The sequence below is a fragment of the Acidovorax sp. A1169 genome, assembly GCF_030704685.1.
Lineage (GTDB): Bacteria > Pseudomonadota > Gammaproteobacteria > Burkholderiales > Burkholderiaceae_C > Acidovorax.
On sequence record NZ_JAUZDX010000003.1, the window covers coordinates 395,393 to 419,626 of the forward strand.

Here is a 24,234-nt window from a genome sequence, read left to right on the forward strand (position 1 = left end):
GTCAAAGCTCGATTGGAACAACGGTCAACATGATGGGCCCGCACAATCACCTCGACAGCGCTTGCATATGCTGCATGCCCGACATTCAATAAGCCGCTTGTGCATCGACTTGAGGAATCTCTCCATCGGGGGCTCCGGATGCCGGCGTCTGCGGCCAGCATGTACTACTCACAAACGGCTACCGAATGGTTTGCAAGCACACCAGCACGCGCTCGAACAGCGCAGCATTCAATCGGATTTGGTGCCCTTGCGGCGGGTCACAGCTGGGCAGGTCATGCATCATCGGCCCGTGACGCGCATCTGATGCATGCACTCCTCACGATTGCAGTCCTGTGCAAAAGCCAAGGCTGACTGCAAAGCCGTGGAGTGCCCCCGCCCTGCGCCGCAGCCCATCAGACCCGTCGCCCATCCCTCAAGCGGTAGCTCGGCTGGTACATGGTCACCAGCTCTTCCGACGCCGTGGGGTGTACGGCCATGGTGCGGTCGAAATCGTCCTTGGTGACGCCGGCCTTGAGCGATATGCCCAACAGTTGCACCATCTCGCCCGCGTCGTGGCCGAGGATGTGGGCGCCCAGCACCTTGCGGCTGGCGGCATCGACGACGAGCTTCATGATCGTCTTTTCCGCGCGGCCGGACAGCGTGGCCTTCATTGGGCGGAACTCGGCGCGGTAGACCTCGACCTCGGCGTAGCGTTGGGCGGCATCTTCCTCCGACAGGCCTACGGTGCCGATCTCGGGTTGCGAGAACACGGCGGTGGCGATCAGGTCGTGGTCGGGTACGGTGGGCTTGCCCCGGTACTCGGTGTCGATGAAGCACATGGCCTCGTGGATCGCCACGGGCGTGAGCTGCACGCGGTTGGTCACGTCGCCCAGCGCCCAGATGCTGGGCACGTTGGTGCGCGAGTACGCGTCGACGATGATGGCGCCGCGCTCGTCCATGGCAACGCCGGCCGCCTCCAGCCCCAGGCCGCGGGTGTTGGGGTCGCGGCCCAGCGCCAGCATGACGGTGTCGACGGCGATGGTTTCGCCGTTCTTCGTCGTGGCGATGAGGCCGCCGCCACCCTCCACCTGGGCCACGTTCTCGATGACATCGGTGAGCAGGATGCGGATGCCCTTGTCCACCATGGCCTTGTGCAGGCCCTGGCGCATGTCGTGGTCAAAGCGCGAGAGGATTTCCTGGCCACGGTAGATCAGCGTGACCTGAACGCCCAGGCCATGGAAGATGTTGGCGAACTCGACGGCGATGTAGCCGCCGCCGGCGATCAGGATGGCGCGCGGCAGCTGCGGCAGGTCGAAGGCCTCGTTGGACGAGATGCACAGCTCGTGCCCCGGCAGCGCAGCATGCGGGTTGGGTGCACCGCCCGTGGCGATGACAATGCGTTCGGCAGTGACGGTCTTGCCGCTGGCCACCAGGCGCACGGTGTGGGCGTCGACCAGCTCGGCGCGGCTGTCGATGATCTCGGCGCCGTTGGTGTCCAGGCCACGGCGGTACAGACCTTCGAGCCGGGCGATCTCCTTGTCCTTGGCGGCGATGAGCGCCTTCCAGTCGAACGTGGGCGTACCCACCTGCCAGCCGTAGCCCGCAGCGTCCTCGAAGTGCTCGTGGAACTGCGAGGCGTAGACGAACAGCTTCTTGGGCACACAGCCACGGATGACGCAGGTGCCGCCAAAGCGGTGCTCCTCGGCCACGGCCACGCGCTTGCCGAGCGATGCGGCCACGCGGCCGGCGCGCACGCCGCCGGAGCCCCCGCCGATCACGAACAAATCATAGTCATACGCGCCCATGGCATCTTTTCCTTGTCATTGTGTTCTGCAGCCCGGTGCACGCGCATGCATTGCGCTGCAGGCAATCTGCAGGTCGCATGGGATGGTAAGGCAACGAAGAACAAGAGCGCGCTGCAGGGCCAAGATGGGCCGCACGTCGCGTACCAAGATGGCCGCTCAGGCGCCGACGGCACTACCCAGCACCATGCCCCCGGCAAAAAGCAGCCAGTCATTGGCGATGTGGGCCATGGCCGACACCGTGAGGTTCTTGGTGCGCAGGTAGGCCAGCGACAGCACCAGCCGCGCCGAGCCGATCACCAGCAGGCACTGCGCCACGTTCCAGCCATAGGTGGGCAGGTGCAGGGCGCCGAAGATCAGCGCAGACACCAGCCAGGCCCCCACGATGGCCTGGCCCCGGCTGAGGCCCAGCGGGCCCGACAACCAGCCGAGCACGGCGAGGAAGGGCAGCACGGTGATGATTTCCTCGCCGACGAGCTGGGGTATGGTGCGCGCAAAAAAGGCCACGCGCTCGCCCGTGTCCATGTGCCCGAGTGCGCCGAACGCGGGGTTGGATGTGCCCTCGCCAAACAGGCGGTCGACCAGCAGGGCCACCAACACGGTCACCGCAATATTGAGCAGCGCCACGCCCAGGGCCAGGCCCACGTCGCGCCAGCCCACGCGCCTGAACAGCACCTGCCAGTGCGGCCCGGCCACCGCCCGCAGCGCCAGCAAGGGCAGCAGCGGGAACAGGATGGCCGGCACCATCGATCCCCAGCCCCCCCAGGCTGCAGGCATGGGCAGGTAGAGCGCGGCAAAGCCCAGCGCTGCGCCCAGCAGCAGCACGCACCAGCGGCCCGCACCCAGGGCGAGCGGCCGGCCGTTGTAGAAGGGGAAGTCCGCGCCGCCAGGCGTGGCTGCGGGGGTCTGCGCAAGGGTCATGGGGGTACGGGCAGGGTGCGGTAGAAAGCGCATTAAAAAACATTTCGGAGGACTGACACTTCACACTGGCCTCACCGCCGTGGGCAACACTCGGCATGCACATGCCCGTGCACCCGTTGTATACGCCCCCAATGAACCTCGTACCCCACCCGCTGCGCCGCGCCGCCCAACCCTTCGTCTTCGCCGGCGCCATGGGCCTGGGCATCTGGCTGTGGCTGAAGCTCGGCGACTTCTCGCTGGCCCGTTGCCCGCCCGACCTGGTCTGGTACGGCGGCGCCAGCGGCGACAAGAAATGCAGTTGGCCCCTGGTGGTCTACCTGGCCAAGGACATCGTTGGCGCGGCCCTCACGGGCGCCCTGCCCGTGCTGCTGTGCGCCGCCATGGCGCCCGCGAACAAGGTGACTACCGCACGCATCGCCGCCATCGGTACCAGCGCCCTGGCGTTGCTGTACATGCTGGTCAGTACGCACAGCCTGCGGCCTGCGGCCCTGGTCGTCGCCGTGGGCGTGACCAGCGCAGCGTCGCCTTGGCTTGCGGCCTTGCTCGTGGCGCAGGCGGTGCGGCCATCGCCCAGGGTGCGGTGCTGACCCTGCTCAGCCGATCACGGCCCCCAGCACCAGCACAAAGCCCAGCAGCAACCAGTCATTGAGGATGTGCGCCAGGGCAGCGACCGACAGGTTCTTGGTGCGCAGGTAGGCCAGCCACAGCACCGCGCGCGAGGTGCTGATGATGATCAGGCTCTGCGCCACGTTCCAGCCGTAAGTGGGCAGGTGCAGGGCGCCGAACAGCACCGACGCCAACACCCAAGCGCCTGCTATGGCCCGGCGCCGTGGCCAGCGCAGCGGGCCGGCCAGCCAGGTGAGCAGCGCCAGGAAGGGCAGCACGGTGAGGATCTCTTCGCCAATGAGGTGCGGGATGGTGCTGGCCATGAAGACCAGCTTTTCTTTCGTGCCCATGCCGGCCAGTGCCTTGATCACGGGATTGGGCACGGCGCCGAAGAAGTGCGCGACGATGAGGGCGACGGCCACCGTCACACCGATGCTGAGGAACACCAGGCCGACGGCCAGCCCCAGGTCGCGCCAGCCCATGCGCCTGAACAGCACCTGCCACTGCGGCCCCGCCACCGCCCTGAGTGCTAGCAGCGGCAACAGCGGGAACACGAGGGCCGGGACCACGGCAGCCCACCCGCCAGACACGCGCCACGCCACCATGGCGGGGATGTACAGCGCTCCATAGGCCGCCGCCAAGGCCAGCAGGATGAAGCACCACTGGCGCGCACCCAGCGCCACGGGCTGGCCGTTGTAGAAGGGGAAGTCGGCGCCGGGGGGCGCAGTGGTGTGGTCAGGTGTCATGCAAGCCAGGTGGGGTGATCGGCGAGCCAGGGCGGTCTTGCAGTGGCCGCCAGTGGCATGTGCCTTGGAGAGCATAGCGCGGACCAGCACTTCATACAGGCCTCACAGAACGGGGCAACACTGGCGCACCGTTCGTTCTCTACAAGAAGCTATGCACTATCTGAAAACCGGGCTTCGCTGGTGCGCCCTGCCCGTTGTGTTCGTCGGCGCAGTGCTGCTCGGCTGCTGGATGTGGTGGGTCTTCGCACACACCCCCATGGCGGCTTGCCCGCCGCCGCTGGCAGGCTACGGCAGTGACCCTGTCAGCGTGAGATGCGGCCTGCTGCTGGCCGCCCGCCTGGTGCTGGACATTGGCGGGGCATCGATGCCCGGCCTGATGGCGGTGTTTCTCTGCGCGCTGGTGGCACCCGCACAACGACCCGCTGCGGCATGCGCGGCGGCCATCGGGGTCTGCGCGCTGGGGCTGCTGCATTTTCTGGGGGCGGTCTACGCACGCAGCCCCATGAAGCTGTCTGTTTGGGCCAACCTGGTGGCGCTGGCCGCATCGCCCTGGCTGACGGTTTGGCTCGTTGTCCACCTGAACCAGCAACCGCAGGCCAGGATCAATCCGCCGTCGCGTCCAGCCGGTAGCCAAAGCCGCGCACGGTCTTGATCAGGGCCAGCGCGTGGCCCTCGTCGATCTTGCTGCGCAGGCGGCGCACGTAGACGTCGACCACGTTGGTCAGCGGATCTTCGTTGGTGCCCCAGACGTTGGAGAGGATGCGTTCGCGGCTGTACACGCGGCCCGGCGCGCTCATCAGCAGTTCCAGAAAGGCCAGCTCGCGGGCGGTGAGCGCGATGGGCTGGCCGGCGCGGCTGGCCTGCATGCGCTCCAGGTCCAGCACCAGGTCGGCCACCTGCAGGGTGCTGGCGCGCGGGCGCTGCTCGCGGCCCCGGCGCAGCAGGGCCTCGATGCGGGCCAGCAGTTCTTCGAAGGCAAAGGGCTTGGTGAGGTAGTCGTCCGCACCCAGGCGCAGGCCGTTGACCTTGTCTTCGGTGTTGCTCAGCGCGCTGAGCATCAGCATGGGCATGTGGCGGCCTTCGGCGCGCAGGGTCTGGCACAGCTCCAGCCCGCTCAGGCCGGGCAGCATCAGGTCCAGCAGCAACAGCACGCCGGGCTCGGCGCTGCGCGCCAGGGCCAGGCCTTCGGGCCCGGTGCGGGCCAGCTCCACGCGGTAGCCCTCGGCCTTGAGGCCGCGCACCAGAAAGTCGGCCACGCGCGCATCGTCTTCCACCACCAGGATCTGGTTATTCATGCCAGCACCCTCGGCTGCATGCCTGCGGCCTGCGCGGCGCCGGGTGGTGAGGCCGCCACCAACGGCAGCACGATGCGCACCACCGTACCCTGCTGCGGCACGCTGGCAATATCGACGCGGCCCTGGTGCGCCTGCACGATGGCCTGGGCGATGGACAGGCCGATGCCCGTGCCGTCGGCCCGGTGGGCGCGCGCCCGGCGCCCGCGCACAAAGCGCTCGAACACGCGGGGCAGTTCGTCCGCATCGATACCAATGCCCTCGTCGCGCACCACTACCGCGACCTGAACCGCCCCACTCACCCCACTCACCCCACTCGCCCCGGCCATGCCCTGCAGGCCGATGCGCACGGTGGTGCCGCGCGCCGAATAGCGCACCGCGTTGTCGAGCACGATCACCAGCGCCTGGCGCAGGCGGTCGGCGTCGGCCAGCACGGTGACCAGGCCGGTGGGCAGTGCGCCGCTGCCATCGCACCCCTCTTCGGGGTCGTCCAGCATTTGCACCTGCACGCCCTGTTCAGCGCCCAGGGCGGCGCCCTGCTCTGCGGCGTCGCCCAACAAGGCGCGCAGGTCCACCGGGGCCGGGTGCATCACCAACTGGTCGGCCTCGGCCTTGGCGATGAGCAGCAGGTCGTGGATCACGCGGGTGAGCTGGTCCACCCCGCCCACGATGCGTGCCAGGGTCTGGCGGTATTCGTCGGCCGGTTTGTCGCCGCCGCGCAGCGCGATCTCGGCCTCGCCGCGGATAGAGGTAGCGGGGGTGCGCAGCTCGTGGCCCAGGTCGGCAAACAGCTGGCGGCGGCGCTGGTCCAGGCGCTGCAAGGTGTCGTGCGCGGCGCTCAGCTCCTGGGTGCGGGCCTGCACGGCGTCTTCGAGCCCGCGGCGCGCGGCGTCGGCGCGCGCGCGGTGCTGCTGCAGCTCGGCCGCCATGGCGTTGAAGTGCTGGGCCACGCGGTCGAACTCGTCGTTGGAGCCGGTGGCCACGCGGTGGTCCAGCGCGCCGGCCTGCAGGGCCTGCGTGCCTTCGAGCAGCCGGTCCAGCGGGCGCTGCAGGCGCCCCTTGAGGTGCAGCGCCAGCACCACGGCCACCACCAGCGTGATGAGGGCCATGCCGATGGCCTGCGCACGCAGCACATCGAGCCCGCGCTCGGTGGCGGCACGCGCCACCGGCACGGCCGCGCGCTGGTGCGCGATGGCGCCGTTGATCAGCTCGCGCAGGTCGCGCCCGCGCGCCATGTCGAACACCTGGGTGAGCTCGCCCCACAGGGCGGGAAAGTCGGCGCCCTGCTCCAGCGGCACCAGTTGCGCCAGCCGCGCCTCCACCGCCTGGATGTTGTCGCGCAGCAGCTCGGTCACGCCCACGAGCTGGGGCACTTCGGCGGGCATGCTGACGCCCTCGCGGCGCACCAGCTCGGTCCACAGCGCCAGGTCGCGCCGCACCAGGTCGTCGAGGTTGGCGGCGCTGGCAACCATGCAGGCCACCAGGCGCTCGCGCTGCTCGGGCTGGGCATCGGTGTTCATCAGGCGCTGCATGGCCCACACGCGCAGGCGCTGCTTGTTGGCAGACAGGTCCAGCAGCTCGGCCTGGATGTCGCTGGCCAGCCGGCTGTGCTGGGCGTAGTCATTGACGCGGTTGGCGCCCCAGTACACAAAGGCGGCCTGGATGCAGACCAGGGCCACCAGGGCGGCAAAGGCCAGGGAGAGTCGTGCGCGGTACATGGGGGCGAAAGGCCTGGTCGGGAGGCTCGGATTATGAAGCCTGGCAGGCGCGCCGGCGGTGCGCCTGCCAGGCCGGGCGCGGGGCGCGGGTACCTGGCCCCGCCACCCATCAATTGCCGGTGAACGGCAGCGACGAGTGGTGCACCACGATGCGCAGCTTGCCCGCGTCATCCTTGACGAAGGCCCAGGTCTTGTCGACCGTGGTCACCTTGCCGGCCTTGTCGGTGAACATCACGTTGCCCATGGTGTTGGCCGAGTCACCGGCGATGAACACGGCGGCATTGGCAATCTCGCATTGGGTCCAGCCCTTGAGGGCAAAACCCGTGTCCTTGGGGTAGGCGGGGTTGCCGCCCACGAAATAGGCCAGCGCGCCCTCGCGGGTGGTGCGGAAGGTCTGGGGCGTGGTGGTCAGGGTCGGCTTGAACAGCACGGCGCCCATCTGGTAGCCGTAGGCGGCGTCGATCACCTTCTCGGCCAGCGCCTTGGCCGCCACCGGGCCGCTGGCGGTGTTGGTGGTGCTGATGTCGACCAGCGCCTTGCACCAGGCCTGCTGGGCCGCCAGCACCTCGCCTTCAGAGATGGCGTGGTTGACGACCGGGCCCTTGGCGGCGGCAGGCAAAACAGCTGCGCCCACCAGGAGGCTGGCGACGGCGATACAGATGGATGTTTTCATGGTTTTCTCTGGTTGAAATGGTTGGTCCCCCCAGCTGCCGGGTGGCTGCCTGGGAGACCTACAGTTCACCAAAGCGGTATGGACGCGGCCTGAATGCCAGATGACAAGGGCATGAGCAGAAGATGAACGCGGGATGAACGGCGCGGGCGGAATGGGGCCGCCGTCCGCCTCCCCGGTGACGACTGGCCTTACGCCTGCTGCACCCGGTTGCGCCCCGCCTGCTTGGCCGCGTACAGCGCGGCATCTGCGCGCCCGTAGATGCGTTCGGCATCTTCGCCATCCACCAGCGTGGCAACGCCCACGCTGATGGTCACGGGCATCTCGTCCCATGGGCCGTTTTCCACGGCCTGGCGCATGCGCTCGCCGACTTCGCGGGCACCGGCCTCGCCAGTGCTGGGCAGGATGACGGCGAACTCTTCACCGCCCACGCGGGCCACCACGTCCACCGTGCGGGCGCAGGCCTTCAGGTGGCCGGCAATGGCCTGCAGCACGCGATCGCCGCCATCATGACCCAGGGTGTCGTTGACGCGCTTGAAGTGGTCCACGTCGAGCATGAGCAGGCTCAGCGGCGTGCCGCGGCGCTGCACGACGGCCAGCTCCTGTGCCATGTGGCTGTCGAAGGCGCGGCGGTTGCGCAGGCCGGTCAGGGGGTCGGTGATGGCGAGCTCTTCGAGCTTCATGTTCAGCTCGTCCACGCGCTGGATCTGCTCCACCAGCTGCTGGTTGACGGCATCGGCGTGCTGCAGGGCCATGCGCAGGCGGATCTCGCGCAGGGCGGAGTGGGCGAACTCGGTGAGCACGTCGATATCCTGCTCGGTCCAGTGCTTGGGCACAAAGTCGATGGCGCAAAAGGTGCCCAGGGTGTCGCCCTCTTCCGTGAGCAGCGGCACGCCGGCATAGGCGCGCACGCCCATGGCCTTGACGCTGGGCACGTCACGAAACACAGGCAGCAGCGTGGCGTCTTCGATCACCAGGGGCACCTTGGTCACGGCCACGTAGTGGCAGAAGGTGCGGCCCATGCGCACGCGGCTGCTGCCGGGTGCCTCTGCAACGGGGCTGACAAGGCTCTTGTGGTAATCGCGCCCCTGGTCCAGCAGCGAGACAAAGACCACCGGCGCCCCCGTGAGCCGAGAGGCCAGGCGGGTGAGGCGGTCGAAGTTCTCTTCGGGCGGGCTGTCGAGCAGGCCCGTGCGCTGCACGGCGGCCAGGCGCCGGGGGTCGGCCAGCGCGGTGAGGATGCTCACGTCATCCGGCGGAGGGGAAAGCGCAAGGTCCATGGCGTGTTGGCTGGCGGTGGAGGGTACCGGATTATTGGCGAGTGCCGTGCGCAGTCACGTCGGACATACCCTCTTACCCTGAACCCCCGATACGGCCCGGGAAGCCTGTGCGGGCATCAGTTGCACCTGCATACCTTTCGGTACTGGCCTCTGGCGGACATGGGGTAATCCTTGTCATCCTGCATAACGCCGGCCCGGGGCAGGCAGCGCTGACGGCATTGCGCGGCTTCGCTGCTGCTCTGCGGAGGCACAAAGAGGCTTGCAAATGCAATGAGCAGCGCAAATGAGCCGATGACCCCAGAGAAAACAATCGCAACCAGCCAGCCGGGCGGGATGCGCTGGGTGAGTTCCAGCAGAAAGGAGCTCTTGCGAGGGCTTCTATTGCGTCGCGGAATTTTCACCACCGTTGGCTACTCCACTCGGTCATACACAGCAGCAGCAATGCCCAGGAAACGGGGCCCGGCCAGGGTCGATGCTTCCAGCGAGCCGCCATTGTTGAGCGCATTGTTGACCGTGTTGAGCAAGGCACTGCGGTCGGTAACGGTCTGGAACTTCAGGCGCGGGCCGGTGTGGAACATCTGCTGCGCAGCCAGCACGGCGGCGATGAAGATGGGCTCGCACTGGAAGGGAAACTCCACCCAGTCGCCCGCTGTGTTCTGCACCGAGAATGCGGTGGGCAGTTGCATGCTCTGAGCGCTCTCGATGTGCGATACCAGCACCAGGCCAAAGCCTTCGGGCACCACGTCGATGAGCCGGCGCGCCAGCATGGCGTCGCCATCCGACAGGGCCAGCACTGCGGCTTCTATCTCAGCCACGGAAAGTTCGGGATTGCCCAGGTGGTCGATGGTGGACGCGACCAAAGCCCCAATGCGTTCATCCATCACTGCTGGCGCGGCCGGATGGCCACCAGCACGTTCTCGCCCTCGACCCGCTCGGAGCGGAACTCCACGCGCGTGCCGGGCTGTAGGCCCTTGAGCAGAGCCGCATCGCGCACACGGAAGGTGATGGTGGAAAACGGAATCTTGACGCCCGGCGCCACCTTGATGTGCGCAAAGGTGTCGCGGCTGCCCGGCTCCTGCGAGACGGCGCGGAACTCGCCATGGGTGTAGACGGTGGCAGGGTCGGCGGCAGCGGTCGTTGCCGCAGCCTGGGCCGACGCCGCACCCGCAAGGCAGCACAGCAGCAGCGCCGCGGTGGCGGCCAGGGAGCGGAGCGTGGGCAGGGGTGTGGCAGTCATGCGAAAAAGCATACCGCACACCGCCAGCAAACACCAAGCGGGCAATGCCCGCTCAACGGCACAGGGTCAGATCGTCCGATGCCGCCAGCTCGGTGACCTTGGCAATGGCGCCGTACTTGCCGGCGGGGCCGGCCTGTTCGTGCTTGCGTACAGAAGCCTTGACCCGAACGGGTGCCACCCACAAGGGGGCATCGCCCTGCAGCGCCTTGATCTGCTCCATGACCTCGCGGTTGACCTCGACAAAATAGATCTGGTCCGGGGCCGTGCGCAGGTCGAACCGGCCGGGCCCTACCGCAATGCAGCCCGACAAGGTGTCGGCCGCCATGGTGCAGCCGCTGCTGGCCACGGCCGCAAGGATCGCGGCGGAAATGCGCTGGATGAGGTTCATGCAATGCGGTGAAAGGGTGACACGCTAACAGACTCATTGCCCGGCAGGAGGTTCCCCCGGCCTGTCAGTCCCCGTGGCGCGAAGACGCCCGCGCCACCAACGCAATGCACATCGCCCCCACCACCAGCGCAGCCGCCGCGCCGAAGGTGGCCTGCATGCCCCGCAGCACCTCGCCGGGCATCGCTGCGGCTGTCCCTTGCCCGCCTACACCCCAGACAAACACGGCACCCATGGCCGATGCACCGGTGACCAGGCCCAGGTTGCGCGACAGGTTGAGCAGGCCCGAGGTGACGCCGCGCTGCTGCGGCTGCAGCGCCGTGGCCGCCATCACCGCCGTGTTGTTGGCAGCCTGGAACAGCGCGTAGCCAGCGGTGATGACGGCCAGCGCTGCCACATAGCCGAGCACGCCCGAAGCCGGCCACACCGCCGGCAGCAGCGCCAGCGCAGCCGAGCCTGCCGCCATGGCGATGAGCCCAGCCACGGTGGTGCGCTGGGTTCCCAGGCGGTCCACCAGGCGGCCGGCGGGCACGCCGGCCAGGGCCGACACCAGCGGCCCGCACGACATGGCCAGCCCCACCTGGGCAGCGCCCAGCCCCAACGCCCCAGACAGGTAGAACGGGCCCACCACCAGCGTGGCCATGACCACCGTGGTGACCAGCGTCCCCATGGCAAAGCCGGCGCCCAGCGCCGGGCCCTTGAACAGCGCCAGGGGCACCAGCGGCGCGGCGCCGCCTGCGCGGCCCCCTGCCCGGTGCTCCACCCCCACGAACAGGGCAAGGCCCGCACCGGCGCCTACCAGCAAAGCTGTGTTCAGCGCACCCCAATGGCCGCGCCCCAGCGTCATGGCCAGCGCATAGGCGGCCAGTGTGGCCGCGAGCAGCACGGTGCCGGCGATGTCGAAGCGCGGGCGCTGCGTGGCGGCCCGCTCGCGGTCCGCCGGCAGGCAGCGGTGTGCCAGCCACAGCGCAGCCCCGCCCAGCGGCAGGTTGATGAAGAACAGCGCCGGCCAGCTCCAGCCCGCGATCAGCGCCCCGCCCAGCGTGGGCCCCAGCGCCGTGCCCACGGCCGACATCGTGCCCAGCAGGCCCATGGCGCTGCCGGTGCGCGCCTTGGGCACCGCGTCGGCCACCAGGGCCATGGCCAGCGCCATCATCACGGCGGCGCCCAGGCCTTGCACGGCGCGCGCGGCGATCAGCAGCCAGAGCGATGGCGCCAGGCCGCACAGCAGCGATGCCCCGGTGAACAAGGCAATGCCCGCCAGCAGCAAGCGCCTGCGGCCCAGCAGGTCGCCCAGGCGCCCCACGCTGACCACCACCGTGGTGATGGCCAGCAGGTAGGCCAGCACCACCCACTGCACCTGCTGAAAGCTGGCGCCAAAGGCCTGCGCCAGCGTGGGCAGGCCCACATTGGCGATGCTGGTGCCCAGCGAGGACAGCAGCATCGCCAGCGACAGGCTGGCCAGCACACCGCGCGGTGCGGCGGGGGACGGGGTGCTAGGGGGAGTGGTAGGGGCGGTTTGGGTCATGGTGCGGCGGCAGGATTCAGAGGGATGTACCGAGCGTAGGCGCCCATCGGAGATAGCGGAAGGCGCAGCATTTGCATTCGATCAGTGCACCGGACGCCATGCCATCTGGTATGTTCGGTGCGTGCCCCGCCCCGACCTGAACCTGCTCGTCACCCTGGATGTGCTGCTGACCGAAGGCAATGTGGCGCGCGCCGCCAGGCGCCTGCACCTGAGCCCCTCGGCCATGAGCCGGGCGCTGGCGCGCCTGCGCGAGACCACGGGCGACCCACTGCTGGTGCGCGCCGGGCGCGGCCTGGTGCCCACGCCCCGCGCGCTGGAGCTGCGCGAGCGCGTGGGCCAGCTGGTGCACGACACCGAGGCCGTGCTGCGCCCGGCCCAGGCCCCCGACCTGGCGCAGCTCACGCGCACCTTCACCCTGCGCACCAGCGATGGCTTTGCCGAGACCTTCGGCCCCGCGCTGATCGCCCGCGTGGCGGCCGAGGCGCCGGGCGTGCGCCTGCGCTTTGTGCAAAAGCCCGACAAGGACAGCACCCCGCTGCGCGATGGAGAGGTGGACCTGGAAACGGGCGTGCTCGGCCCCGCCATGGGCCCCGAGGTGCGGGTGCAGGCACTGCTGCGCGACCGCTTCGTGGGCGTGGTGCGCGCGGGGCACCCGCTGAGCAAAGGCAAGGTGACGACAAAGCGCTACGTGGCCGCCCGGCACATCGCCGTGTCACGCCGCGGACTGGAGCAAGGGCCCATCGAGCAGGTGATGGGCCCGCTGGGCCTGGTGCGCGATATCGCCACCATCGTGAGCGGCTTTGCCACCGCGCTGGCGCTGGCCCGCGCCACGGATTTGATCGCCACCGTGCCCGAGCGCCACACCGCCGGCCTGCGCGCGGGCCTGCACAGCTTTGCCCTGCCTGTGCCGGTGCCCGAGATCACCGTGTCACTGCTGTGGCACCCGCGCCTGCATGCCGACCCGGCGCACCGCTGGCTGCGGGGGCTGGTCCTAGAGGTCTGCGCAGCGTAAAGCTACGGCGCTGCTGCGCAGCTCAAGGGCCGTTGCAACGCGGGCATTCCCCGCTGCAGCTCAGGCACGCCAGGGCGCGACCGCATCCCCGCCCGACACCAGTTGCTGGCGCGCGGCCGGGGTGAACAGGTTGTAGAGCATGCGCGGCGCCGATGCGCTCACCTCGTCGAGCGTCGCGCGGTGCTCTGGGGACAGCACCACATCCAGCGCGGCAATGTTGTCGGCCACCTGCTCCACCCTGCTCACACCCATGAGGGTGGAGGTGATGCCGGGCCGCCCGGTGACCCAGGCCAGGGCAACGCGCGCGGGGGTCTGCCCGGCTTCGGCGGCCACGCGGCGCAGCACATCCACGATAGCCCAGTTGCGTTCGGTGAAGAGGGAATCGCCGAACGGATTGGCGCCGTCCAGCCGCTTGTCGCCGGCCGGGCGCTCTTGGCCGGCTGCGGCCACTTCGCGCGGCAGGCCGCCTGCGCGGGGTGCGCCGGCCTCCACCGTGGCCCGGTCGTACTTGCCTGCCAGAAAGCCGAAGGCCAGCGGGCTCCAGGGCACGATGCCCATGCCGAATTCGCCGGCCAGGGGCACATGCTCGTCCTCGATGTCGCGGTTGGCCAGCGAGTAGAAATACTGCAGGCCGATGGGCCGGGGCAGGCCCCGCAAAGCGGCCAGCGTGGCCAACTGGGCGGCGTACCAGGCTGGCGCGTTGGAGACGCCCCAGTAGCGCACCTTGCCGCTGCGCACCAGGGCGGCCATGGTCTCCAGCAGTTCCTCGGCCGGGGTGGCCGAGTCCCACACATGCACCCAGTACAGGTCCACATGGTCGGTCTGCAGGCGGCGCAGCGAGCCGTGCAGTGCGGCATGCACATGCTTGGCGCCGTTGCCCCCGGCATGCGGCCCCTGCCCTGCCGAGAAGCCCGCCTTGGTGGCGATGACGACGCGCTCGCGCAGGCCGCGCTCGGCGATGAAGCCGCCCAGCATTTCCTCGCTGGCGCCGCTGGAGTACACGTCGGCCGTGTCCACAAAGTTGCCGCCGGCCTCCACATAGGCATTGAACACACTGCGCGAGGCGTCCTCGCCCGAGCCCCAGCGGGGCGCGCCAAAGGTCATGGTGCCCAGCGCCAGGGGGCTGACGGCCAGGCCCGAGCGGCCCAGCGTGCGGTAGTCGGTGAGGGACATGGATTAATTTCCTAGTGATTGATAGGAAAATATAGCAGCCCTTGCCAAATGGGGCAATCGATTTCATAGTGCTCGCTATGAAAACCAAGGAATCCGCTGCCCACCGCCGCAAAGGCCGCCCCCTGTCGTTCGACCGGGACGTGGCGCTAAACCAGGCCATGCTGCTGTTCTGGCAGCATGGCTACGAGGCCACCTCGCTCAACGACCTGACCACCGCGCTGGGGGTCACGCCGTCCAGCATCTACACGGTGTTTGGCGACAAAAAAGGGCTGTTTCTGGCGGCCGTGGGGCACTATGTGTCCGGCGGCCCGGTCACCTCGCAGACCATCATCGACGGCGCGGCCTCGGCGCGCGAGGCCGCCTGGGGCCTGCTGCAGGCGGCGGCCATCGGCTCCAGCGGGGCGGACACGCCGGCTGGTTGCCTGCTGGCCAGCTCGGCCATCAGTTGCTCGGACGCAGCCAGCGAGGTCAAGGAAACCCTGGCCTGCCTGCGCCGCAGCATCGAGGCCATGCTGGAGCAGCGCATTGCCAAGGCCATCGCCAGCGGCGAGCTGCCGAGCAACGCCGACGCCAATGCCCTGGCCGGGCATGTGATGGCGGTGATACAGGGCATATCGACCCTGGCACGCGACGGCGCGCCGCGCGAGAAGCTGCTGCGCGTGGCCACCACGGCGATGCAGGCGTGGCCGGCTCGCGAGGGGGCTGACGCAGCGGAATAAGGCGCGCGCAATTCGGCTCTCCATGGCATCAAGCCTGGCACCCCTGCCACTGCTTTCAGCACCATGAACAGCGAGTTCCGTACCCCGCCGTGGAGTCGCTTCCCAGGGCTACCAGCGGTAGCCTACCGTCGCCATCACGCTGCGGCCCTGTCCATAGAACTGCGCGCGGTTGGCGGTGGTGACCTTGTCGCCCAGGTTCGCGACATTCAGTGAGAGGCGCATGGGCCCCCTGGCGTAGTGCAGCGCCGCGTCCACCAGGGTGTAGCCCTCGTTCCAGTAGCGGTTGTAGGTATCGGCCACCGTAGGGCCCACGCGACGCAGGCCCACACCCAGGCTCCAGCCACGCAGGCCATCACCGGGCAGCGCATAGCCCAGCCACAGCTTGGCGGTGTTGCGCGCGGTCTGGAACGGGCGCTTGCCCAGTTCCTGCGCATCGTTGCTGCGCGTGACCTTGGCATCCAGGTAGGTGTAGCTGGCCAGCAGATCCAGCCCCGCCGTGACCCGGGCCTTGGCCTCCAGCTCCAGCCCGCGCGAGCGCACCTCGCCGGTCTGCACCCGCAGCGCGGCCGACGTGGGGTCCAGCGTGGTCACGTTCTGCCGGCGCAGGTCGAACAGCGAGGCGGTGTACAGCTGCTCAGAGCCCGATGGCTGGTACTTGAGCCCTACCTCGAACTGCTCGCTGCTTTCGGGTTGCGGCGCACTGCGGTAGTTGGCGCCGACCACCGGCACGAACGAGGTGGAATAGCTCGCATACGGGGCCAGTCCGCTGTCCAGCAGGTAGAGAACGCCCGCACTGCCGGTGGTCTTGGAATCGCGTGCCGACGCTGTGGCCGCTGCGGTGCCGCGCTCGGTCTCGGCCCGGTCGTGGCGCAGGCCGGCGTTCACCACCCAGGGGCCCCAGCGCATCTGGTCCTGGGCGTACAGGCCGACCTGCTGCACCTTGGCAGTGTTGCGCACCGTCACCGGCGCGGTGAAGGCCTCTCCGTAGACCGGGTTCACGAAATCGAGCACCGGCGCGCGGCCAAAGCCGATGTCCTCCTGCCCTGAGAAGTCCTGGTAGTCGATGCCCAACAACAGCTTGTGCCGGAGCTCGCCGGTGGCCCAGTCCTTCTGCAGGCTGGTGTCCAGCGTGGTCACATGGCTCTTGCTGCGCGAGATGAGCGAGTCGCGCGTGACGCTGCGCTGGTCAGGGCGCACGGCCGTGGCATACACGTGCTGGTAGTCGAGTTCGTAGCTCGCATGACGCAGGTTTTGGCGCAGGGTCAGACTGTCGTCCAGTGCATGCTCGAGCAGGTAGCCCACCGATACCATGTCGCGGTTGTAGCGATCGAAACCGGGCTCCCCGGCGAACGCATTCACCGGGATGCGCCCGCCCACATAGCTGCCCAGCAGCGACTGGTTGGGCCACCAGCTCTTGGGCGTCATGTGGTCGCGCGTGACGTCGGCCAGCAGCGTGAAGCTGGTGCGGGCCGAGGGCTTCCAGGTCAGCGCGGGCGCAATGTAGAGGCGGTCATCCTGCGAATGCTCGGTCTGGGTCTTGGCGTCGCGCGCCATGCCGTTGATGCGAAACAGCAGCGATCCATCGGCATTGAGCGGGCGCCCGATGTCAAAGCCCGTCTGGTAGCGCCCATGGCTGCCCGCCGAGGCGTTGACCTCGTTGAGCGGCTCGGCCGTGGGCCGCTTGGAGACCTGGTTCACCACCCCGCCTGGCCCGCCCTGTCCATACAGCAGCGCCGAGGGGCCCTTGAGCACCTCCACCCGCTCCACGCCCTGCGGCTCGGTGAGCCAGTCGCCGTAGGTGCCGGTCTTGAACACGCGCAGGCCATCGCGGTAGAGCGTGGCGTCGAAGCCGCGGATGTTCAGGCTCGCATAGCGCAGATCGTAGCCCGTCACCTCGGTCAGCACGCCCGAGGTGTAGCGCAGCGACTGCTCCACCGTCTGCACGCCCTGCGCATCCATCTGGTCGCGCGTGACCACCGAGATGGACTGCGCGACTTCCATGATCGGCGTGTCGGTCTTGGTTGCCACCAGGCTGCGCCGGGCCACCAGGCCGGCCACCGGCCCCGTGGGGGCCTGGGGCGAGGCGTCGGCGGTGACCGTCACGGCCGGCAGGGCCGCGCCGCTGCCCGGGGCGGGCGCAGGCCGGACCACCATGGCAGCCCCTTCGGGCACCGCCACCAGGCCGCTGCCGGCCAGCAGGCGCTCCAGCGCCTGCTGGGGTGCGAGCACGCCCGCCACGGCCGGCGCCGACTTGCCGGCCACCAGGCTCTGCTGCACGATGATCTGCACGCGCGTCTGGCGCGCCCAGTCGTTGAGGGCCTCGGCCAGGGGCTGCGCGGCGATGCGGATCTGCAGTGCAACAGCCGCAGGGACACTCTGGGCAACGGCGGGAGCACAACCAAAAGCGAAGGCAAGGGCCAGCGCAAGCGGTGCGGGCCGGAAGTTCGGGCGGTTCATTTCGGAAAATCCTCGGGTCATGGGTCGGGGCAGGAATGCGTCCTGTTCCGGTAGACGCGCCAGAGGACTGGACTACGGTAAAGATCCGCAGAAATTTTTGCCAAAGCAGCAAAGGCTAGGGCGTGTCATCATTCATTTCGCCCCCGCGCTTGCCCCGGCATGCGGATGGATGCGCGAAGCGCGGCGCAGCCAATAGCGGGCTATTGGCAAGCCGAGCGACAAAGCAGACGCCGCATGCCGGGGCCAGCCCGAAGGGAAAGCCTGCAGCGCGGCACATTGCGGCGTTGCCCTTCGCTTGTGTAGCCTTGCTACACGGCACTCAGGGCGCCTTGCACTGCACCGCGCTGCAGACTTTCGCGGGGGTGAAATGAATGATGACACGCCTTAACGAGCGGGCAGAATTTCTGTCACTGCGCCCTGCTCCTGCAGGCGCACCGGCAAGGCGCTGGGCAGCACGCTGCGCAGGGTGCGCGTGTCGCGCGGGTCGAAGGTGCCGGACAGGCGCAGCGCCGCCACGGCCGGGTCGCTCAGCACCAGGCCCGTGCTGCCATAGCGCTCCATCTCGGCCAGTGCGTGGCCCAGCGGCATATCAACAAAGCTCACGCGGTGCTCGCGCCAGGGCGCGATGCCATCGCCCGGCACGGGCATGACGGCAGCCAATGCGCCCTGCGCATCGCTCGCCACCTGCTGGCCGGCCGTGAGCTCCAGTTCGCCCGGCCCCGGTGCGACGGCCGCCCTCGCCACCCGCACCCGCCCCTCCTCCACCAGCACATGCACGCCCGCGTCAACCGCCATGTCCGGCGTGTGGCGCACTGCGAAGCGGGTGCCGACCACGGTGATGCGCGTGGCGGCCGCCAGCACCTCGAACGGGCGGTCCGCATCGGCCTGCACGCTGAACACGGCCTGGCCGTCGAGCAGGCGCACCTGGCGCCGCTGGCGGTAGTAAGTGACTTCCAGCCGCGTGGCGGTGCCCAGGCGCAGCCGGCTGCCATCGGGCAGCGGCACTTCGGCCTGCTGCCCGCGCACGGTGCTGAAGGCCTGCGTGAACACAGGCTGGGCCTGCCATTGGCGCCAGCCCAGCAGCCCCGTTCCGGCGGTGATGGCCGCCATGCCAGCCATGGCCAGGGCAGGCACCAGCAACCTGCGGCGCGTCGGTCCGGCCCCCTCCCTCTCATCCCCCTCCTCGCCCTGGCGGGCCACAACCGGCATCCCGGCCTGGGCATAGGCCTGCTGCACGGCCTTGTCGCGTGCCAGCCGGCCACGCAGTTGCGCGACCGCATCGGCCGGGATCGCATCCATCGCCTCCCAGCGCGCCTGCCAGTGCGTGTAGCGGCTGCGGTGGCGTTCGTCGGCCTGCAGCCAGGCCTGGAAGGCCACCTCGTCGTCGCCATTCCAGCCATCGCGGTCGCGGCGTATGAACCAGCCGAGCACCTCCTCGCGCAGGTGCATGGCATCGTCATCGGTTGGCGGGGGCTGCAGCGGGGTCATGGCAGAAAGCAGGGATTCGAATAGGTAGACGCGCGGGCCGGCGCCAACACGGTACCGGGCGATGGTAAACAGTTGTTGCAGCCCCTCATCGGCCGCGCTGCGCCGTGCGGCCGTTGATCTCGTCCAGGCACTGCCAACAGGCCTTCATCGCGATCTGCAGCTGCATTTCCACCGTGCGCACCGAAATGCCCATGCGCTCGGCCACCTCGGCGTACGACAGGCCATCGAACTTGTAGAGGATGAAAGCCTCGCGGCAGCGTGGAGGCAGGGCGTCGATGGTGGCCAGCATGGCCGCCAGACCCTGGCCCGAGGACAGCGCCACCTCGGGCTCGAAGGCCGCGGGTGCGGCGCATGCGTCTGCTTCGGCAGGTTCGCCTGCACTGGCCACCTCGCCTGCCTGGGCGCGCACCACCCCACGGCGGTGGTGATCGGTGACGAGGTTGCGCGCCGTGCGGTAAAGCAGCGCGCGCGGGTCGCGTATGGCCTGCCCCGCGTGCTCGGCCGCGTACATGCGCACAAAACTCTCCTGCGCCAGGTCGGCCGCCGTGTCGCGGTCCTTCACGGAGCGGGTGAGGAAGTGCAGCAGTTCTCGGTAGTAGTGGGCAACCACGTTTCGGCCCACGGCCAGCGGATGGAGGACAGATCCCTCGCCGGCAGCCAGGCCGATGGCCAGGGCAGCCCCTGTTTGCAGATGGGAAGTATTCTCATTATCACCCAAATGCACCTGCGCCAATGCAGCTGTGCCAGAGGGGTGCGGACGAAACCTGGACTACCAGGAGGATCAGACAGCTGGGTTACCTAACCCCTTCGGCCTTTCCAGGAGCACTCCATTGAGCTCGCCTTGTTCCTGGTGGGTGAGACAAAAAGTCCAGCGCTATTTACCTTCAGGCTTGCTACGATCACGGCAAATAGTGTCAAGTGATAGCGAGGAAAAGATGGATTGGGTCCCTGTAGTCTTCATTGTGTTCAAGGTTCTCGTGTTCGGCACGGGCATGTTTTTCGCCATCAAGTGGCACTACGACCAAGACAAGAAGAAGAAAAACGAAACCGGCGAACAGTAAGCGTCAGGCCAGTGTTCTGTCCCGTCAATAGATGCCGATCCCATCGATGCAAGGGTCAGGCGCCGTGTGATGTGATGCGATGCCCTCAGGCCTTGATCACTGTGGCGTCAATCTCTACGAGTTGTCCCACGTAACCCAGTGCGGCAACACCGAGCAGTGTCGCTGGCGGAACCTGGCCACCAAACCAGTCTGCGACCGCTGACCATGTCGCAGAGAGACTTGCTTGATCTCCGATCACGTACACGACCAATTGTCGAATGTCCTTGACTTGAAATTCGTGCACTGCGAGGAGCCTCTCTAAGTTGCGCAAGCACTGCAAGGCTTGTGCGCCCGGGTCCTGTGGGCCTACCAAGTGGCCATGGGAATCGAGAGGCACCTGGCCAGCCACGAAAAGTTGATTGCCGAGGCGATCCGCGTAGCGGTATTGCGGCGTGGCGCAGAGTCCTGCATTGAGTTCGGCTTCATTCATCGGATGTGGTCAAGTGGGCTGCGGTTTGAGAACTTGGCTGCAGCCCGCTCAGCTACCGAGAGCCGTGCAGCGCATGTTTGTTGACGCCTGACGTGGTGAAGTATCCCGCAGATACCTGCGGGACAAACTGGACCAGGCAGGATATTCCGGGCACTGACTCCTCCTGGAAATGGCTTGCGGATTTCGGCGCTCCAGGACGTCAAGCTTCGCTTACGCTCTGGCCTCAACTCCTGGATTCGAGCGGAGAACGCGGCCGTACACCGATGGAGCAAGCCACAAGGATGCGGGGCCTAGGATGGCGAGCGATACCGCCACTGCGCCCAGGTACGAGTCCGTGAGGGTGCCGAGCAGCAGCACAATGACCAATTCAACCGCGATACAGATGCATGCAGTCTGAAGTGCGGCAAGGATTTTTTCTCGTCTGGCAACGGTCGTCATTGTGCGGTCCTCAATGGTCCAGTATTGCAAACTTGCGGGAGGGGCATGGATACTCGACAGCGCCTGGCCGCATTTTCCAGCACCTCAGTCTAGGCCGAGGGCCGATGCAATTCAAGAGCGCTGTGCGTTCCGTCGATACGCAGGCCAGCGCCTGACCAAAACACGCATGGCACGCTGCGCTTTACAGCGCGTCCAGGTTCGCGCGCAGGTGGCTGGCATGCCCACGCAGCGCCTCCAACTGCGGGCCCTGCATTTTCTGCAACTGGCGGTACACCATGCCCAGGCGGAAATTGCTGCCCAGCGTGGCTTCGTTGCGGGCAAAGAAGTCCCAGTACAGCGCGTTGTAGGGGCAGGCGCGCTCGCCCACTTTCAGCTTCTTGTCGTAGTGGCAGCCTTTGCAGTAGTCACCCATGCGGTCGATGTAGGCGGCGCTGCTGACATAGGGCTTGGTGGCCAGCAGGCCGCCGTCGGCGAACTGGCTCATGCCCAGGGTGTTGGGCAGTTCCACCCACTCGAAGGCGTCGATGTAGACGCCCAGGTACCAGCGGTGCACGGCGGCAGGGTCCAGCCCGGCCAGCAGGGCAAAGTTGCCGATGACCATGAGCCGCTGGATGTGGTGGGCGTAGGCCCCGTCGAGCGACTGCCCCACGGCATGCTGCAGGCAGCGCATGCGGGTATCACCGGTCCAGAACCACTGCGGCAGCGGCGTGGTGTGGCGCAGGGCGTTGCGCTCGTCGTAGCCGGGCATGTGGGCCCAGTAGATGCCGCGCACGTACTCGCGCCAGCCCAGGATCTGGCGGATGAAGCCCTCCACCGCCGCCAGCGGCGCGGTGCCGGCCTGCCATGCGGCCTGGGCGCGCTGCACCACCTCGCGCGGCTGCAGCATCTTGGTGTTGAGGGCAAACGACAGCAGTGAGTGGAACAGGTGCGGGCTGCGCGTGCTCATGGCGTCTTCGTACTCGCCAAAGTGCGCCAGCGTGGTGGCGATGAAGTGGTCGAGCGCGGCCAGGGCCTCGGCCCGGTTCAGCGGCCAGCGCAGCTGCCCGGCCTGCGGGTTGCCAAAGCTCTGCACGCCAGCGGCCACGATGGTGGCCCACAGGGCGCTGTGGTCGTGCTCGGGCCGCGCATCGGGCGGCGTGGCCGGGGTGCCGGGCCAGGGCTTGCGGTTGTCGTGGTCGTAGTTCCACTGGCCGCCCTCGGGCTCGCCGGCCTCGTCGATCAGCACGCCGTGCTGGTGGCGCATGCGGCGGTAGAAGTGCTCCATGAGCCACTGCTTGCGGCCTTCAAACACCTCGGCCACTTCGCTGCGGGTGGTGAAGAAATGTTCGCTGCCCACGGCCTGTGTGGCAAAGGGCTGCTCTGCGCACCAGTGTCGCAACTGTTCGTCGAGCCGCCATTCGTCTGGGTGCTGGTACTCAAGCCGCTGCGCGCCGTAGTGCGCCATGAGGGCGTCCAGGTTGCCGGGCACGGACTGGCGGTTGCTGGCGTCGTCGATGGCCACGTAGCGCACGCGGTGCCCGGCGCTGCGCAGGTGCCGCGCCAGGTCGCGCATGGCGGCAAAGATGGCGAGGATCTTTTGCGCATGGTGCAGCACGTAATCGGTCTCTTGCCGCACCTCCATCAGCACGTACACCACGCCGGCATCGGGTGTGGCAAACCAGCTGTGCTGCGGGTTGAGCTGGTCGCCCAGCACCAGGCGCAGGGTATGAGTGGGTGCGGGGCTCATGCCGTGCCCCACAGGCGGCGGTAGCTGCCGTCGGCGTCGTGGTCTTGCGTCTGCTTGGCGGGGTTGAAGCGGCGCCCGCCACGCGGGTCGGTGCCGCGCCCGGCGATGTAGAGCCAGTTGCCCTGGTTGCTGTACGGGTCATAGTCCACCAGTTGCGATTCGAACCACGCGGCGCCCGCGCGCCAGTCGCCCTGCAGGTCGTGGATGAGGTAGCTGGCGGCCACCTGGCGCAGGCGGTTGCTGAGGTAGCCGGTGGCGGCCAGCTCGCGCAGGGCGGCGTCCACCAGCGGCTCGCCCGTATCGCCAGCGCACCAGCGCGCGAACCCGGCTGCATTGTGGGGCGCCAGCGGCTGGGCCGAGAGGCCGCGCGCACGGTACAGGGTGCGCCCGTGCTGCAGGTGCAGCAGCCGAAAGTAGTCGCGCCACAGCAGCTCGAACCAGAGCCAGTAGGTGCCCTCGTTGGCGCCGTGCTCGCTTTCGAACCGGCGCAGCGCGGCCATGGCATGCCGGGCCGAGAGCGCGCCCGTGGCCAGCCAGGGCGAGAACTTGCTGGAGTAGGCCAACCCCGTGAGCCCGTTGCGGGTGGCCTTGTAGGTGTGGGCTTGCCCGCTGGCCAGGTACTGCTGCACATGGGCCAGTGCGGCGGTTTCACCCCCATCGCAGGCGGGGGTGCCGTAGGGGAAGGAGGAGCGCACGTCGCAGCCGGCGCCCTCGCCCACCCCGACTCCGCCACCGGGCCCGCCCTGCCCTTGCGCCGCACCCACGGCGCCGGCCGTGTGCAACACCTCTTGCCACACCGCATCGGTCAGCGCTGCGGGCGGTGGCAACAAGGCCGCAGGCGCCGGCAGGGGCTGCGGTGGCTGTATGCCGGCCTGCTCCACCGACTGCCTGAAGGTGGTGAACACGCCAGGCAGGTCGCCCACGGGCCAGGGCAGATCGCAGGGCTGCAGCAGGCTGCTGTGCCACACAGTCTGCACCTGCAGGTCGGCGGTGCGCAGGGCGGCCACCTCGGCCTGCTCATGGGGGGCGGCAATCGCTTCACACACCACGGTGGTGGCGCCCACGGCGCGGGCCAGCGCGGGCAGCACGGCAGCGGGCTGGCCCTGGCACTGCAGCAAGGGGTTGCCCAGCCGGGCCATGCCGGCCGCCAGGTCGCGCAGCGCAGCGCCCTCGAAGGCACAGCGGTGCGGCCCTCGGCGGGCAAAGCCCCAGGGCGTTGCCTCGTCGGCCGGGGGCAGGCAGTGCACGGGCACCAGGTGGGTGGCGCCGCTGCCCAGGGCGGCGGCCAGCGCGCCCTGGTCGTGCAGGCGCAGGTCGCTGCGGAACCAGAAGAGCACGGTGCGGGGGGCGGTCATGGCGTGCCCCCGGCGCGCTTGCGCTCGTTGCGGCAGCGGTCAGAGCAGTATTTGACCTCGTCCCACACCTTCTCCCACTTCTTGCGCCAGGTGAAGGGCAGGCCGCAGTGCAGGCAGGTTTTCTGCGGCAGGTCGTGCTTCTTGCGCATACGCATGGGGGGCGATCAATGGC

At 68.4% G+C, this 24,234-nt stretch carries 24 protein-coding genes; 4 read left to right on the plus strand and 20 right to left on the minus strand.

Annotated features, from left to right (window positions below):
* Positions 1–392: 392 nt before the first annotated feature.
* Positions 393–1,784, minus strand: a complete 1,392-nt coding sequence (gene gor, locus QYL93_RS07985; protein ID WP_305743157.1) for a glutathione-disulfide reductase — start codon at positions 1,782–1,784, stop codon at positions 393–395.
* 156 nt (positions 1,785–1,940) lie between these two features.
* Positions 1,941–2,702, minus strand: a complete 762-nt coding sequence (locus QYL93_RS07990; RefSeq protein ID WP_305743158.1) for a CPBP family intramembrane glutamic endopeptidase — start codon at positions 2,700–2,702, stop codon at positions 1,941–1,943.
* Positions 2,703–2,833: 131 nt separating this feature from the next.
* On the opposite strand from QYL93_RS07990, the gene QYL93_RS07995 reads away from it, so the two are divergent.
* Positions 2,834–3,289, plus strand: coding sequence for a hypothetical protein (locus QYL93_RS07995; RefSeq protein ID WP_305743159.1), 456 nt, complete (start codon positions 2,834–2,836; stop codon positions 3,287–3,289).
* Between the two features lie 6 nt (positions 3,290–3,295).
* Here the strand turns inward: QYL93_RS07995 and QYL93_RS08000 are convergent, their stop codons facing one another.
* Positions 3,296–4,054: a type II CAAX prenyl endopeptidase Rce1 family protein gene (locus QYL93_RS08000; protein WP_305743160.1), complete on the minus strand. Its 759-nt coding sequence runs from the start codon at positions 4,052–4,054 to the stop codon at positions 3,296–3,298.
* 151 nt (positions 4,055–4,205) lie between these two features.
* Between QYL93_RS08000 and QYL93_RS08005 the strand changes: the two genes are divergently transcribed.
* Positions 4,206–4,706 (plus strand): hypothetical protein, encoded by a 501-nt coding sequence (locus QYL93_RS08005; RefSeq protein WP_305743161.1) that lies wholly within the window; start codon positions 4,206–4,208, stop codon positions 4,704–4,706.
* On the opposite strand, the gene QYL93_RS08010 is transcribed toward QYL93_RS08005, so the two are convergent.
* From QYL93_RS08010 to QYL93_RS08045, 8 genes are all read right to left on the minus strand, one after another.
* The gene (locus tag QYL93_RS08010; protein ID WP_305743162.1) at positions 4,657–5,349 is read right to left on the minus strand and encodes a response regulator transcription factor; all 693 of its coding nucleotides are present in this window, start codon (positions 5,347–5,349) and stop codon (positions 4,657–4,659) included. The two genes, QYL93_RS08005 and QYL93_RS08010, sit on opposite strands and share 50 nt — an antisense overlap.
* Positions 5,346–7,064 carry a cell wall metabolism sensor histidine kinase WalK gene (locus tag QYL93_RS08015; protein ID WP_305743163.1) on the minus strand — a complete coding sequence of 573 codons (1,719 nt, stop codon included), beginning with the start codon at positions 7,062–7,064 and terminating at the stop codon, positions 5,346–5,348. The genes QYL93_RS08010 and QYL93_RS08015 overlap by 4 nt, the downstream gene beginning before the upstream one ends.
* A gap of 109 nt (positions 7,065–7,173) precedes the next feature.
* Positions 7,174–7,737: a hypothetical protein gene (locus tag QYL93_RS08020; RefSeq protein WP_305743164.1), complete on the minus strand. Its 564-nt coding sequence runs from the start codon at positions 7,735–7,737 to the stop codon at positions 7,174–7,176.
* 188 nt (positions 7,738–7,925) lie between these two features.
* Positions 7,926–9,014, minus strand: coding sequence for a sensor domain-containing diguanylate cyclase (locus QYL93_RS08025; RefSeq protein ID WP_305743165.1), 1,089 nt, complete (start codon positions 9,012–9,014; stop codon positions 7,926–7,928).
* Between the two features lie 410 nt (positions 9,015–9,424).
* Positions 9,425–9,895: a hypothetical protein gene (locus QYL93_RS08030; protein WP_305743166.1), complete on the minus strand. Its 471-nt coding sequence runs from the start codon at positions 9,893–9,895 to the stop codon at positions 9,425–9,427.
* Positions 9,895–10,251 (minus strand): copper-binding protein, encoded by a 357-nt coding sequence (locus QYL93_RS08035; RefSeq protein ID WP_305743167.1) that lies wholly within the window; start codon positions 10,249–10,251, stop codon positions 9,895–9,897. The genes QYL93_RS08030 and QYL93_RS08035 overlap by 1 nt, the downstream gene beginning before the upstream one ends.
* Positions 10,252–10,303: 52 nt before the next feature.
* Positions 10,304–10,639 (minus strand): hypothetical protein, encoded by a 336-nt coding sequence (locus QYL93_RS08040; protein WP_305743168.1) that lies wholly within the window; start codon positions 10,637–10,639, stop codon positions 10,304–10,306.
* 64 nt (positions 10,640–10,703) lie between these two features.
* The gene (locus QYL93_RS08045) at positions 10,704–12,164 is read right to left on the minus strand and encodes an MFS transporter (RefSeq protein WP_305743169.1); all 1,461 of its coding nucleotides are present in this window, start codon (positions 12,162–12,164) and stop codon (positions 10,704–10,706) included.
* Positions 12,165–12,285: 121 nt separating this feature from the next.
* Here QYL93_RS08045 and QYL93_RS08050 point away from each other — a divergent pair, with 121 nt between their 5' ends.
* Positions 12,286–13,176, plus strand: coding sequence for a LysR family transcriptional regulator (locus QYL93_RS08050; RefSeq protein ID WP_305743170.1), 891 nt, complete (start codon positions 12,286–12,288; stop codon positions 13,174–13,176).
* A gap of 60 nt (positions 13,177–13,236) precedes the next feature.
* Here QYL93_RS08050 and QYL93_RS08055 read toward each other — a convergent pair whose 3' ends face one another.
* Positions 13,237–14,349 (minus strand): aldo/keto reductase, encoded by a 1,113-nt coding sequence (locus QYL93_RS08055; RefSeq protein ID WP_305743171.1) that lies wholly within the window; start codon positions 14,347–14,349, stop codon positions 13,237–13,239.
* A gap of 77 nt (positions 14,350–14,426) precedes the next feature.
* Between QYL93_RS08055 and QYL93_RS08060 the strand changes: the two genes are divergently transcribed.
* On the plus strand, positions 14,427–15,068 hold the full coding sequence (locus QYL93_RS08060; RefSeq protein WP_305743172.1) for a TetR/AcrR family transcriptional regulator: 642 nt from the start codon (positions 14,427–14,429) through the stop codon (positions 15,066–15,068).
* A 108-nt stretch (positions 15,069–15,176) separates the two neighbouring features.
* On the opposite strand, the gene QYL93_RS08065 is transcribed toward QYL93_RS08060, so the two are convergent.
* The 8 genes from QYL93_RS08065 to QYL93_RS08100 form a co-directional block, all read right to left on the minus strand.
* Positions 15,177–17,525, minus strand: a complete 2,349-nt coding sequence (locus QYL93_RS08065; protein ID WP_305743173.1) for a TonB-dependent siderophore receptor — start codon at positions 17,523–17,525, stop codon at positions 15,177–15,179.
* Positions 17,526–17,909: 384 nt separating this feature from the next.
* Positions 17,910–19,013 (minus strand): FecR family protein, encoded by a 1,104-nt coding sequence (locus QYL93_RS08070; RefSeq protein WP_305743174.1) that lies wholly within the window; start codon positions 19,011–19,013, stop codon positions 17,910–17,912.
* Between the two features lie 85 nt (positions 19,014–19,098).
* A complete protein-coding gene (locus tag QYL93_RS08075; protein ID WP_305743175.1) occupies positions 19,099–19,623 on the minus strand; it encodes an RNA polymerase sigma factor in 525 nt (174 codons plus the stop codon).
* A 536-nt stretch (positions 19,624–20,159) separates the two neighbouring features.
* Positions 20,160–20,543, minus strand: a complete 384-nt coding sequence (locus QYL93_RS08080; RefSeq protein WP_305743176.1) for a RidA family protein — start codon at positions 20,541–20,543, stop codon at positions 20,160–20,162.
* Between the two features lie 210 nt (positions 20,544–20,753).
* A complete protein-coding gene (locus tag QYL93_RS08085) occupies positions 20,754–20,981 on the minus strand; it encodes a hypothetical protein (protein WP_305743177.1) in 228 nt (75 codons plus the stop codon).
* A gap of 181 nt (positions 20,982–21,162) precedes the next feature.
* Positions 21,163–22,707 (minus strand): cryptochrome/photolyase family protein, encoded by a 1,545-nt coding sequence (locus QYL93_RS08090; RefSeq protein ID WP_305743178.1) that lies wholly within the window; start codon positions 22,705–22,707, stop codon positions 21,163–21,165.
* The gene (locus QYL93_RS08095) at positions 22,704–24,062 is read right to left on the minus strand and encodes a DASH family cryptochrome (RefSeq protein ID WP_305743179.1); all 1,359 of its coding nucleotides are present in this window, start codon (positions 24,060–24,062) and stop codon (positions 22,704–22,706) included. The genes QYL93_RS08090 and QYL93_RS08095 overlap by 4 nt, the downstream gene beginning before the upstream one ends.
* A complete protein-coding gene (locus tag QYL93_RS08100; RefSeq protein ID WP_305743180.1) occupies positions 24,059–24,217 on the minus strand; it encodes a DUF2256 domain-containing protein in 159 nt (52 codons plus the stop codon). The genes QYL93_RS08095 and QYL93_RS08100 overlap by 4 nt, the downstream gene beginning before the upstream one ends.
* Between the last annotated feature and the right edge of the window lie 17 nt (positions 24,218–24,234).

Bases quoted from the DNA above. Each gene is read 5' to 3' on its own strand.
- gor (WP_305743157.1), bottom strand. From the start codon at position 1,784: ATGGGCGCGTATGACTATGATTTGTTCGTGATCGGCGGGGGCTCCGGC.
- QYL93_RS07990 (WP_305743158.1), bottom strand. From the start codon at position 2,702: ATGACCCTTGCGCAGACCCCCGCAGCCACGCCTGGCGGCGCGGACTTC.
- QYL93_RS07995 (WP_305743159.1), top strand. From the start codon at position 2,834: ATGAACCTCGTACCCCACCCGCTGCGCCGCGCCGCCCAACCCTTCGTC.
- QYL93_RS08000 (WP_305743160.1), bottom strand. From the start codon at position 4,054: ATGACACCTGACCACACCACTGCGCCCCCCGGCGCCGACTTCCCCTTC.
- QYL93_RS08005 (WP_305743161.1), top strand. From the start codon at position 4,206: ATGCACTATCTGAAAACCGGGCTTCGCTGGTGCGCCCTGCCCGTTGTG.
- QYL93_RS08010 (WP_305743162.1), bottom strand. From the start codon at position 5,349: ATGAATAACCAGATCCTGGTGGTGGAAGACGATGCGCGCGTGGCCGAC.
- QYL93_RS08015 (WP_305743163.1), bottom strand. From the start codon at position 7,064: ATGTACCGCGCACGACTCTCCCTGGCCTTTGCCGCCCTGGTGGCCCTG.
- QYL93_RS08020 (WP_305743164.1), bottom strand. From the start codon at position 7,737: ATGAAAACATCCATCTGTATCGCCGTCGCCAGCCTCCTGGTGGGCGCA.
- QYL93_RS08025 (WP_305743165.1), bottom strand. From the start codon at position 9,014: ATGGACCTTGCGCTTTCCCCTCCGCCGGATGACGTGAGCATCCTCACC.
- QYL93_RS08030 (WP_305743166.1), bottom strand. From the start codon at position 9,895: ATGGATGAACGCATTGGGGCTTTGGTCGCGTCCACCATCGACCACCTG.
- QYL93_RS08035 (WP_305743167.1), bottom strand. From the start codon at position 10,251: ATGACTGCCACACCCCTGCCCACGCTCCGCTCCCTGGCCGCCACCGCG.
- QYL93_RS08040 (WP_305743168.1), bottom strand. From the start codon at position 10,639: ATGAACCTCATCCAGCGCATTTCCGCCGCGATCCTTGCGGCCGTGGCC.
- QYL93_RS08045 (WP_305743169.1), bottom strand. From the start codon at position 12,164: ATGACCCAAACCGCCCCTACCACTCCCCCTAGCACCCCGTCCCCCGCC.
- QYL93_RS08055 (WP_305743171.1), bottom strand. From the start codon at position 14,349: ATGTCCCTCACCGACTACCGCACGCTGGGCCGCTCGGGCCTGGCCGTC.
- QYL93_RS08060 (WP_305743172.1), top strand. From the start codon at position 14,427: ATGAAAACCAAGGAATCCGCTGCCCACCGCCGCAAAGGCCGCCCCCTG.
- QYL93_RS08065 (WP_305743173.1), bottom strand. From the start codon at position 17,525: ATGAACCGCCCGAACTTCCGGCCCGCACCGCTTGCGCTGGCCCTTGCC.
- QYL93_RS08070 (WP_305743174.1), bottom strand. From the start codon at position 19,013: ATGACCCCGCTGCAGCCCCCGCCAACCGATGACGATGCCATGCACCTG.
- QYL93_RS08080 (WP_305743176.1), bottom strand. From the start codon at position 20,543: ATGAATGAAGCCGAACTCAATGCAGGACTCTGCGCCACGCCGCAATAC.
- QYL93_RS08085 (WP_305743177.1), bottom strand. From the start codon at position 20,981: ATGACGACCGTTGCCAGACGAGAAAAAATCCTTGCCGCACTTCAGACT.
- QYL93_RS08090 (WP_305743178.1), bottom strand. From the start codon at position 22,707: ATGAGCCCCGCACCCACTCATACCCTGCGCCTGGTGCTGGGCGACCAG.
- QYL93_RS08095 (WP_305743179.1), bottom strand. From the start codon at position 24,062: ATGACCGCCCCCCGCACCGTGCTCTTCTGGTTCCGCAGCGACCTGCGC.
- QYL93_RS08100 (WP_305743180.1), bottom strand. From the start codon at position 24,217: ATGCGTATGCGCAAGAAGCACGACCTGCCGCAGAAAACCTGCCTGCAC.